This window comes from Segatella asaccharophila (assembly GCF_054687055.1).
In genome coordinates, this window is record NZ_BAACAN010000005.1 from 142,120 (window position 1) to 154,660 (window position 12,541).

Below are 12,541 nucleotides of genomic sequence, written 5' to 3' on the forward strand. Positions count from 1 at the left end.
ATTATTTCCTATTTTAAATTGCTTTTTCATTCTTTTCCCCTTTACCTTTTATCAGAAAACACATGCCGATAAATGTAAACAAGGCATTAAAAATCAGAATCTCATAACTGAAATGGTAACCATTGAACCACCTTTCGGAGTTCATATCCAGAATAAGGCAGAGGAAAGGGGCTATTAAAGCAGCCAATGGAACCCATTTATCACGAACAGGCTTCTTGACAAGAATACCAAAGGCAAACATGCCAAGAATCGGCCCGTAGGTATAACTTGCCAGGATATAGACCGCATCAATGACACTCGTATTATTCAGAATATTAAAGATGAGGATCGTCAGCACCATCAGCAAAGCCATTCCGATATGCACCCTGCCCCGGATATGAGAAACCTGCTTTTCACTCCTGTCTTTGATCCCGAGAATATCGACAGTAAAAGAAGTTGTCAATGCCGTCAAGGCCGATCCCGCAGCATTATAGGCTGAAGCCACAAAACCGATAATAAAGAGAACACCAACGATAACCGGAAGATACCCTCCTGTAGCGATGACAGGAAAGATCTTGTCACCGGTAGCCGTAATACCATGAGCAGCAGCAAAAATATAAAGCAACACGCCAAGTACCAAGAATGTTGCCACGACGACAAACTGTAACAGAATACTGATGATCATATTCTTCTGAGATTCATGATAATTGCGACAACTCAAGTTGCGCTGCATCATATCCTGATCAAGGCCGTTCATTGCCACCATTGTAAAGATACCGGCAAAAAACTGTTTAAAGAAGTATTCCTTATCATTGACATCATTAAAAAAGAACACCTTGCTATAAGAACTGTGATCAATGGCCCTGACCATCCCGCCAAAAGAAAAATCCATATCATGAGCAATGAAGTAGATACAAAGTCCTACGGAAACAATCAGACACAGTGTCTTCAACGAATCTGTCCAGATGATAGACTTCACCCCTCCTCGGAACGTATAGAGCCATACCAGACCTACTGACAACACCACGTTCACCCAAAAAGGGATACCCAACGGACCAAAGGCAAGCAGTTGCAAGGTTATACATACCAGGAACAAGCGGACGGCAGCTCCTAACATCTTGGAAATAAAGAAGAACCATGCTCCCGTATGATAAGAAGCCATTCCGAAACGATCACTCAGGTATTGATAGATGGACGTGAGATGCATCCGATAAAACAGTGGCGTCAGCACGAAGGCAATTATCAACTGTCCAACGATAAAGCCCATGACAAGCTGCAAATAGCCAAAACCGCTGACATCTACCATTCCCGGTACAGACACGAATGTGACACCGGAAATACTGGCCCCGATCATGGCGAAGGCTACCATATACCATTTCGACTGGCGGTTGCCGGTAAAGAAACCTGCATTGTCGGCTTTATGCCCCGCAAAATAGGAAATCGTGAAAAGTACGACAAAATAGGCAATAACAGTAATAAGAATAATTGTAGGAGACATATCTTTTAATATTAAAGGCCGGATAATTGTTTATACATTATTTATCATCATATAATAAATACTTTGCTCTTTGTTTCTTGAACTTTTCCACGTCACCTTTCCAGCATGCCTTGATCTCTTTTGCCGTTTTTCCATCCTCAATCATCTTGCGGACATATCCCACACCGATAAGATTCTCGAAAAAGGGAGTAAAGAAACGATCTCCTATTCCCATCCGATGATAAGCATCAATGACATAGCTCAAGTCTAGTCCGCTCTTCCAAATCTCAGAATCAGTGCTATGACTCAAATCCACACCGTAACACTTCTGGTTAAGTAAAGGCGGATGCTTGGCCCCGGGCCTGCTGCGGGGCGTAAAAGTAAAAGTACACCCTTTCATATCCGGATGTCCATAAACCTGAAAAGGCAAATCTGTGCCCCGTCCTAAGCTGACAACTGTTCCTTCAAAATAACACATGGAAGGATAAAGATACACCGATTTCATGTTTGGAAGATTAGGTGACGGTGAGACGGTGAGACGGTATTTCGTCCGATGAGTATAATTCCTGCACGGGATCACCCGTAAAGGACAGATGCGTTTGTCTTTCAGCCATCCCTCCCCATTCATCATCCGGGCCAATTCCCCTAAAGTCATTCCATAAACAACAGGAATAGGGAGAACTCCAACACCCGATTTATATTTCATGTCGAGTATCGGGCCGTCAACATAGAAGCCATTGGGATTGGCACGATCAAGGATCAGGAGCGGCATCTTCAACTCCGCACAAACATTCATCAGTTTGTAGAGACTAATATAATAGGTGTAAAACCGAAGACCTACATCCTGAATATCCACCACCAGTATATCAGCACGTTTCCGTAAATATTCCTCCATACTGGTACTATCACTGCTATTATAGAGAGAACGGATAGGAACACCAGTTAACTTGTCCACGCTATTATTTACCGCTTCTCCTGCATCAGCATCCCCACGGAACCCATGCTCTGGAGAAAGGATACAAGTTACCTTAAAATGATTTTCCATCAGAAGGTCCAGAACATGTTTGCCTTTCACCCTGCCGGTACGATTGGAAAAAAGGGCTATCCGCCGCCCCCTGAGCATAGGAAAATAATCAGAAGTCTGTTCATCCCCATTAATCACCCTATCCATTCCTGTATGATGCGCCATACAGGAAGTCACGCTAAGAAAAAAGAAAATTAAAGTCAAGAACTGATTTTTCATCTCTATTCGATTTAGATCTGGTACAAAGATAGTGAAAATTTATAATCTAACAACACTTTTCCTTTTTTACTAAGTTTTGTATTTATTAATTAACGCCCTTTTCATCCCATTAAACAACTCAATCATAATATGCTTCATCATTGTCAAAGTGTTAAGACAGAAAATAAGAAATAAAAGATTCACTTAAACCCTCCTACTGCTACTTTGAGTCTTTTTTATTTTAGCACAAAGATACAAATTATAAAATTTCCCTATCAATAATTTAAAATTAAAAATAAATAAATCACAAACAGTTACTGTTTAGTTATTATTAATTCTATTTAGTTACATATTCAAACATACGCTCAATCTTTATCCGTCAAACTGTTATCCATTGCGCAATAATAATAACAAAAAGATATAATTATGTCCATTATTTAAATAAAAAGTTATACTTTTGCAAACATATATATCATAAAGGAATATAATGCACAATAAATCTATCATCTTCAAAATAGTATGGTAATACGTTTCATATTAGGAATTTAAAATTTATTTGTATGAAAAAATGTTATTCTCTACCACTTTTATTCTGTTTTTTATTTGGATTGCCAATAAAGGCTTTAACCCATCTTCCATCAGAAAACATCAATGAGATTTTACAACAAGACAAAGGGAATGAAAAACGTATTTCAGGATCCATTGTCGACAAGTCTGGGGAACCAGTGATCGGAGCCAGTGTCAGAGTTGCAGGCACCCATATAGGTGCCGTTACCAACGTAGACGGCCAATTTTTTCTGGACGTACCCCCAGGAAGCAAGTTGGATGTTTCCTATTTAGGTTATATTCAGAAAGAGATAAAAATAACGGATGCACAAAATTACAAAATTGTACTCGAAGAAAATTCACATTCATTAAATGAGGTGGTAGTAACTGCAATGGGAATCAAGAAAGACCGGAAAGCATTAGGCTACTCCGTTTCAAATTTGAATTCTTCCGAATTATTAAAGAACAAGTCGACAAATGTCATCAATTCCCTTGACGGCAAGATTCCCGGATTAAACATTACTCAGTCAGGAGGTTCTGCAGGTGCCGGAGCAAACATAGTAATTCGTGGTGGTAATTCTGCCAGCGAGACACGGGATAACCAACCACTCTTTGTCGTGGACGGGATCATTTACGATAACTCCACGGTAAACAGTGGAAACTCCAACACGGATGGTGTCAGCAAGACTTCTACTACCTTCAGTAACCGTATCATGGATATTAATCCAGAGGACATCGAGAACGTATCTGTTCTGAAAGGTGCAGCAGCAGCAGCGCTATATGGTTCCAGGGCCGGAAACGGAGTGATCATCATTACTACAAAAAAGGGGAAAGAAGGTTCCATACGCATAAATGTTGACAGTAAATATACTTATTCATGGGCAAACCGTCTGCCGGACATCCAGAAAGTATACGGCCGAGGTTATTATAATGAAGCCGGTACATTCAGTGATTATACGACTCAGTCCTGGGGAAAGACCATAAACGGGAAAGCGTATGATAACTTAGGTGACTTTTTCCAAGGTGGCAATATTTTTGACAATAGTGTAAGTGTTTCTGGAGGAGGCAAGACCAATTCGTTCTATCTTTCCGGATCTAATTATAATCAGACGGGGATTGTCCCGACGACGAATTTTGGCAAAACAACCTTTCGGTTCAACGGAGAACAGCGATACGGAGATTTCCTCAAGGTTGGAGCGGGGATAGCTTATTCCCAAGCAAACACGAAAAAGACCCTTACCTCAGGAGGACTTTATGGACAAGGAGGAAATGGGGTGTTGCAAGCTGTCTATGGGTGGTCTCCAAGTGATAACATGAAACACTATTTAAATGAGGACGGTTCGAAATACCGTATGTTTGAAGGATTGCAGGACCTTCAGGATGATGTAGAAAACCCCTACTGGATCCTAAACAAAAACAAGATAAAGGATGAAACTTCCCGATTCACTGGTTCGCTGTATGCAGATTTAAAACTGACTTCCTGGTGGAACGTGACGGCAAGAGCCGGAATTGACAAATATACTACTGATTCCTATACTTACGAAGCCCCAGGAGGTGCTTTGCTGGAGAAATATCAAAATGGTTTTTTAAGCAAAAGTCGTGAGGACTATCAATATATCTCAACGAATGTGATGTCTAACATGGATCAAACATTGGGAAACTTTGATTTCAATCTTCTATTGGGCACGACGGCAGAAGATACCAAAATCCTCAACAACACAGAATGGGGATATGACTTTGTTTCCCCAGGTGTAGTGAGCTTCAGTAATATGGCTACAGCAGACCAGTTCCTCAAGGATCAGACTATCAGGAAACGACTTGTAGGAGTTTATGGTGAATTTCGGGCTTCTTACAAAAGTCTGGCATACCTCACCGTTACAGGGAGAAACGACTGGTCATCTACACTGCCTGTAAAAAACCAGTCTTATTTTTATCCTTCGGTCTCGGGCAGTTTTGTCTTTTCTGAACTGATTCCCAAAAATAACATTCTCTCATTTGGCAAACTCAGAGCATCCTGGGCCCAGGTAGGAAAAGATGCAGATCCTTACTCCACAAGTTTCTATCTGTGGCCAGTCGCTACGGTCAATGGTGGCAAATTAGCCCTTGGGAACAGTTGGACAGGGGGAAGTTATAATCTAAAACCGGAAATTCAGACGGCATACGAACTGGGGACAGAACTTCATTTCCTTAATGGACGGTTAGGATTGGATTATACCTATTACTACAGCAAGACCAAGAATCAGATATGTTCACCCCGTCTGACACAATCTACAGGGTACATTTTCCTCACTCTCAACGGAGGTTCTGTCACCAACAAAGGAATGGAGTTGGCTATAACAGGGAAGCCTATACTAACCCGTGATTTTCAGTGGGAAACGACATTGAGTTTATCAGGCAACCGTGGCCGACTAGGGAAATTCATTGATGGTGTAGGGGTATTTTATGTAACCGATGCACAAGTAGGAGGCGCTAAAGCAGGATCCATACCCAATGGATATTTTCAAGGACTGACAGGAAACGAGTTTGTCACCGCTAAAGGTAACGACGGGACTGAACACTACATAGTAGACGAAACTACAGGACTCTATAAAGACAGTAAGGTTTACACGAATGTCGTAGGCAACCGTGAACCAACAATGATAGGAGGCCTTAATAACAGTCTGACATATAAGAACTTCAATCTTTCTTTCTTGCTTGATTTAAGACTGGGAGGAGATATCTACAATGGTACTGAATACTATCTTGTATCCAACGGATTAAGCAAGAAGACTTTAAATCGCAAATCTGTTACAGTAAGCGGTGTCTCCAGCACTACGGGAGATGAAATAACCTATACTTACGAGGCAGGAAAATCCTATAATGTCAACGGTGCCGTCAAGTCGGGAGAATACATGATTCAACAATACTGGCAGAATTATTGTTTAAATGCCTATAATTTCATTACTAAGACTAACTGGATCAGATTACGCTCAATCTCATTATCCTATGATTTCAAAGATTTTCTCAGGAACCAGCATATCATTAAAGGCCTTGTGGCAACTCTTACTGGCACCAATCTGCTTTTAATTACCAATTACAAAGGCCTGGATCCTGAAGTCAGCGCAGCAGGTTCAGGAACGGGAGGTTCAGGATCCTCTGGGATAGATTATTGTGGTGTTCCATCCACAGCAGGTGTCTCATTCGGTGTTAATATCACATTCTAAAAAGAAATAACATGAAAAGAACTAAGTATATTTTAATAGGAATTATTGTATTGCTGTCAACTGCTTCCTGCAGCAAATATCTGGACGTAAACACAGATCCGGACAATCCGACATCGGATAACGCAGCTATTAAGGAGCGTCTTCCCTGGATAGAAAATTATTATGCCTATGCTTGGGGCAGTGCCAGTATGCGAGCATGTACCATTGCAGGCCTGCTCACCCAGACCTCAACGACCAGCAGTAACGGATTACTAGCTGCCTGGAATCCCTCCCAGGTGTCCAGCACCACAGCCTATCAGAATATTTACCTGGGTGCAGGAGTGAATATAGACCCGTTAATTACTCGTGCAAAAGAGGAAAACGCTTATTATTATGAAGGGGCCGGATACTGTTTGAAAGCCATGTGTTTTATGACTATGCTTGACCTGTATGGTGAGTGTCCAATGTCTGAAGCCTTTACCGGTAAGACGAATCCTGCATACGATGATGGAAAGACCATCTACAACGCCTGTATAAATTGTCTTGACTCTGCAATTGTCTCCTTCCAAAAGGAACAGCCTACCTCTGCCACCAAACTATCCGATGGAGATATTTGGAATGGAGGCGATAAAGACAAATGGTTGAAATTATGCTACGGACTGAAAGCACGTTATCTACTACGGCTATCCAAAAGATCTGATCTTTTCAATCCACAGGAAATTTTAGATGCTTTATCCAATGGGCCCCAATCCAATGATGACAACACTTCAGTAGAAAACTACAATGTAGAAGGAGACGAAACTAATTTTACCGTGGGTGATCCGTATCAAACTTCTCCTATATGGGACTATGCGGCTTACGGTTCTTCACAGCGAGAAACCAAATGGTATATTAATTTACTGACGAACCAGTTTACAGGAGGATCGGGAGTAATCGATCCACGTATGAGCAAACTGGTTCCGGCCATGATGAAAGACATTAATTTGAGCACAACTGGCAAGATTCTGAGTTATGATTGGGCACGGGACGCAGGAGTGGATATGATGAATTCAGACATTCGCCAGAATGGAGGACCCATCAATGCCACTTTTGCCACATCTGAGCCCGTAAATCTCACTTACGAAATTGATGATGCATCTGCATTAGCCACCTTTGTGGCATCTATGCAGAAAATCCATACAGTTACCATATCCGGAAACAAAGTAACGGTTACATACGCTCCGGGGGCCACTTATTGCAACACTACAGATTACCGACGCGCAGGAGATACCATTTATGTAAACATGCGCAGCAACAGTCTTTCGACTAGTGGCCGGAGTGCTACCAATATGTACTATTATCCAGCATCTGAATATGATTTTGTAGGTGGGACCGGTACATTTTATGCTCGTCCTAATTCGGACACTGATTTACTCACTTACTCAGAAATGTGTTTTATAAAAGCAGAAGTTTATTTTCGTTTAGGTGATAAGGCTAAGGCTTTAGCTGCATATAAAGAAGGTATTCAGGCAAATTTCGATCGGATGCAAACCCGTTTAAACGCATGGAAAGCAGCAGGATCAGTCAATCCTGACGAAATGCCTATGAATGAAGAGGATATTTCTGCCTATATGAACAGCCAGGCAGTATGTCAAAATGCTTCTGCTTTGACGATGGCCGATATCATGCGCCAGAAGATGATTTCAATGGGAATTAATCTTGAGGTATGGAATGATATGCGCCGTTTTAACTATAGTGCCGGGAACATCGGTAGTTTCGGTATAGTATACCCCGATTATAAGAGACCTGCTGAATTCACAGCCACCAATAAGATAACCGGCCAGTCACCTACTGATCTCACCTACTGGTTCCAGCGTTTTCAACAAAGTTCTATTGAGAGCAGCTATAACTTAATTCAACTGGAGGCATCGAACAAATTAGCGATGAATGATGCTATTTGGTCTTGTCCCGTCTGGTGGGCTTGCTCTAGTGATGAAGAATATTACGGCTATATTAAATAAAGCGATTCTTCTTCAATATATCAAAAGAGAAGGTATATCTTTATTTTAAGCGGCCTCTCTGATTTATTATAGAACTATATTTCTATGAAAGAACCCCGAAAGTTACTTATCTGACTTCCGGGGTTCTTTGTTTTTACGACAGGACATACAAAGCTGAAAAATGGCAGAAAAGATCTATCTTGGTGCGAAGACACAAATTACAGGGAATACAAGATTCGAGAAACTTAAAACAGAATTATTAATTTTACTAATTACTTATCATTTAATTTTTATTTGGCATATTCAGTTATACATTAATACAAATATCATCATAAGTATAACAGTATAAAGCAGAAAGACCATAATATAATCAAATAGACACATAAAAGCTCATTTTTTAAATAAAAATCTATATCTTTGCAATATTTAATATAAATTATGAAACCTAACATAAAGATTATAATAACAAAATGTATAACCGACAAAAAATCATAAAAAAGTTAGGAAAAATGAAGAAAAGGCAAGATATTTCCCGGATAATAAAAATTAAGAAACCTACGGAATCATCATTAATTACGGTATTGACAATGTAATAAGAAACTTGGAAAAGAATGTCAAACTCTTATTTTGATAAAATTTTCATAATGTCAAGGAATAAGCCTGAATTTTAACTTAAAAAATACGTATAGTTATTAAGAAAGTGTTATTTTTACCAGTAATTTAAGAAAGACCTATAAGTTTCTAAAATACTTTTTCAATAACCTATCAAAATAATTACCATATAAACTGCAATACCTATCTATTCATACAAAAAGAAACCTAATTGTTTATCACAAATATATATGAAAAAAATCATTCACTTATCAACTTTTTTAATGGCAGTTTGCATCAGCTTTATGCCATCAGCAGCAAAAGCTGCAGCAAGAACCGGTACAACCGGTACATTACGGTCTGCGGCAAGTATACAACAACAAGCCATCACTGGTACAATAGTCGATGAACAAGGACAACCTGTCATTGGTGCTACCATAATCGTAAAAGGAGCAAAAGGTGTAGGATCCGTAGCAGACGTTAACGGGCATTTCACATTAAATGCCCCAGAAGGAAGCATACTGGTCATCTCCTATATCGGGTATAAGACCACAGAAGTGAAAGCCTCACATGGAATGAAAATAACCCTTCAAGAAAATGTCGGGACACTTTCTGATGTCGTTGTTGTAGGTTATGGTACTCAGAAAAAAGCCAATCTGACTGGAGCGGTTGCCAACGTCAACGTAGACGAAGCTATTGCCAGCCGCCCTATTACTGACGTCGCAAAAGCCTTACAAGGTATCACCCCAGGACTGACCATCACAAATTTAACCGGTGGTATCGGCACTGAATCTACTGTCCGCCTGAGAGGTTCCATTGGTTCTCTAAGCGCAACAGAAGGCACCTCACCCCTAATTCTTGTAGACAACGTGGAGGTACCCAATCTCAATCTGGTCAACCCTGATGATATTGCCACCATCTCTGTATTGAAGGATGCGGCTTCATCTTCTATTTATGGTACCAGGGCAGCATGGGGAGTCATTTTGATTACTACAAAGCAGGGGACCAAAAATGAAAAGACAAGAGTTTCCTATTCTGATAATTTTGCCTGGAACACCCCCACAAAAATGCCAGAACTGGCCTCTACGGTAGACAACGCAAAGTTTATCTGGGCTGTAATGCAACGGTTGGGAGTTGCCCAGGCAAATCCAATAGGATACACTATCGACGAATATGCCGTCAAGAAGATTGAAGAATGGGATCAGAAATATGGCAAGATGTCCCAAAGCCAATTAGGAGAGCTCCAGGAAGGTCGTGACTTTGAGATCGTGAACGGGAAGACCTATTTCTACAGGTCCTTTGATCCTATTAAGGAGTTTACCCGAAAATGGACACCTCAACAGAACCATAATCTTTCTATAACCGGGGGAAGCAAGAAAACCACCTATAATATCAGTATGAGTTATCTGACACAGAAAGGGATCATGAAAATCAATACTGACCAGTATGACCGTTATACGCTACACAGCAACATTACGACCAATATCAGTGACTGGTGGAAAGTCCGTTCCAACATTCTCTTCACCCGTACCGGTCACAGCCAGCCTTATCGGTTTACCTCCGGTCAGTATGACACATGGTTCTACCTGCTTCGCTGGCCACGCTGGTATCCTTATACGACCTATCAAGGAAAGCCTTTCCGCTCTGCTGTTACAGAAATTGGTAATGGTAACCGGGAGAAACTTACGTCCACTTATATACTTGACAATTTAGGTACTGAAATTGACCCGGTCAAGGACCTGTCCATCAATTTTGACTATACCTTTGGTTATACGAACGACTATCAGAAGCGCAACGGTGGCAAGGTCATGGGATATGATATGTTCTCCTCTGCACCTTTCAGCAATTATACCAGTCTATATAGCAGTTCTGCGGATGGGGTCATCCAGACCAGTGGATATACCCTTCAAAACATCATCAAACTCTATGCAACCTATCATCTGAATTTGGCAAAAAGACACGACTTCAAATTAATGTCAGGTCTGGATGCCGAAAAGCGTGATGCCTTCTCCCAATATTCTGAACGCAGAGGACTAATCAGCGAGAATCTACCCGAGATCGCTCTCACCACAGGCGACCAATATTCTTACAATGGCTCCTACAGCTTCCATAATGACTTCTCTGCTGCCGGTTTTTTCGGTCGTATCAATTACGACTATATGCAGAAATACCTCCTGGAACTCAACTTCCGCTATGATGGTTCTTCACGTTTCCCGGATGGTAAGAAATGGGCTTTTTTCCCGTCAGCATCAGCAGGATGGAGAGCTTCTGAAGAAAAATTCATGGAATGGGCCAAGCCAACCCTCTCCTACCTGAAACTGCGTACGTCCTGGGGAACCATTGGCAACCAAGATGTGGCAGCCAACTCCTTTATTTCGACAATGGCCACAGAAAAATCCGGATGGGTAGAAGACGGACAGGAGTTAATTTCCCTGGAAGGTCCTACCGTCGTATCACCTAACTTGACCTGGGAACGTGTTACAACTTTTGATATTGGCATCGATGCAGGTCTTTTCAATGATGATCTAATGTATACCTTCGATTACTATCATCGTCTGACCTCTGATATGCATACTCCGGGTGAGCAACTTCCAGTCACCTTCGGAGCTTCAGTACCCATGCAAAACTATGGGGAGATGACAGGTAACGGTTTTGAGGCTGGTATAGACTACCACCACCAATTTACCAAAGATTTCGCCATCAAGGCAAGTGCCAATATCTCTCATGTCATAGAGAAAATCACAAAATACAATAAAGAAGACCGTAATATCTACGGTTATTATGAAGGTAAACGTTTAGGAGAAATATGGGGTTATGAAACGGACCGGCTTTTCCAAGCTTCCGACTTCAATTCAGACGGTACGCTGAAAACAGGTCTTCCATCTCAATCACTTTATGAAACTGGCAGTTTCAAATTTGGTCCGGGTGACGTGAAATACAAAGATCTCAATGGGGATGGAAAGATTACTTACGGAAAGAATACCGTAGAGGATCACGGTGACCTTAAAGTCATCGGCAATTCTCTTCCAGACTATGAATATAGCTTTACCCTCGGAGCAACCTGGAAAGAATTTGATGTCAGCACCTTTTTCCAAGGAGTAGGTAAACATGACTACTGGGCATACGGAAGCGTAGCTATTCCTGGTGGAGGTTCAAGTTATGCAGAATCCGTTTTCCAACACCAGATGGACTACTGGACACCAGAAAATACCGATGCATTTTATCCCCGTCCTTCCGACAACTCCTGGAACACCAACGGAATGAATTTTCTGTGCCAGACTCGTTATCTCTGTCACATGGCTTACCTGCGCTGCAAGAATATCACAGTAGGCTATACACTTCCCACTGCTCTTACAAAAAGGATTTACATGCAAAGTGTACGAGTTTATTTTAGTGGAGAAAATCTCTTTGAATTTGACAACATGAAGCTCCCCGTTGACCCTGAGTCAACGGATTACAAAGTAGGTTCTGGAAGCGGAACACGATCTTTTGGCAGAAGTTATCCATATTCCAGGACATTATCCTTCGGTTTACAAGTTGTATTCTAACATAAAATGGCAAATCG

5 protein-coding genes are annotated in these 12,541 nt (G+C 41.2%); 3 read left to right on the forward strand and 2 right to left on the reverse strand.

Going from position 1 to position 12,541, the window contains the following annotated elements; translation table 11 throughout:
- Positions 1-13: 13 nt before the first annotated feature.
- The gene (locus ACYRYG_RS04710; RefSeq protein WP_293423394.1) at positions 14-1,477 is read right to left on the reverse strand and encodes a sodium:solute symporter; all 1,464 of its coding nucleotides are present in this window, start codon (positions 1,475-1,477) and stop codon (positions 14-16) included.
- Between the two features lie 37 nt (positions 1,478-1,514).
- Positions 1,515-2,645 (reverse strand): DUF1343 domain-containing protein, encoded by a 1,131-nt coding sequence (locus ACYRYG_RS04715; protein WP_293423395.1) that lies wholly within the window; start codon positions 2,643-2,645, stop codon positions 1,515-1,517.
- Positions 2,646-3,238: 593 nt separating this feature from the next.
- Here ACYRYG_RS04715 and ACYRYG_RS04720 point away from each other — a divergent pair.
- The 3 genes from ACYRYG_RS04720 to ACYRYG_RS04730 all read left to right on the forward strand — a co-directional run bounded on the left by ACYRYG_RS04720 (position 3,239) and on the right by ACYRYG_RS04730 (position 12,524).
- Complete coding sequence (locus tag ACYRYG_RS04720) at positions 3,239-6,427, forward strand: SusC/RagA family TonB-linked outer membrane protein (RefSeq protein ID WP_293428351.1); 3,189 nt, start codon at positions 3,239-3,241, stop codon at positions 6,425-6,427.
- 11 nt (positions 6,428-6,438) lie between these two features.
- Positions 6,439-8,406, forward strand: coding sequence for a SusD/RagB family nutrient-binding outer membrane lipoprotein (locus ACYRYG_RS04725; RefSeq protein ID WP_293419618.1), 1,968 nt, complete (start codon positions 6,439-6,441; stop codon positions 8,404-8,406).
- An 854-nt stretch (positions 8,407-9,260) separates the two neighbouring features.
- On the forward strand, positions 9,261-12,524 hold the full coding sequence (locus ACYRYG_RS04730; RefSeq protein ID WP_460197774.1) for a SusC/RagA family TonB-linked outer membrane protein: 3,264 nt from the start codon (positions 9,261-9,263) through the stop codon (positions 12,522-12,524).
- Positions 12,525-12,541: the final 17 nt, after the last annotated feature.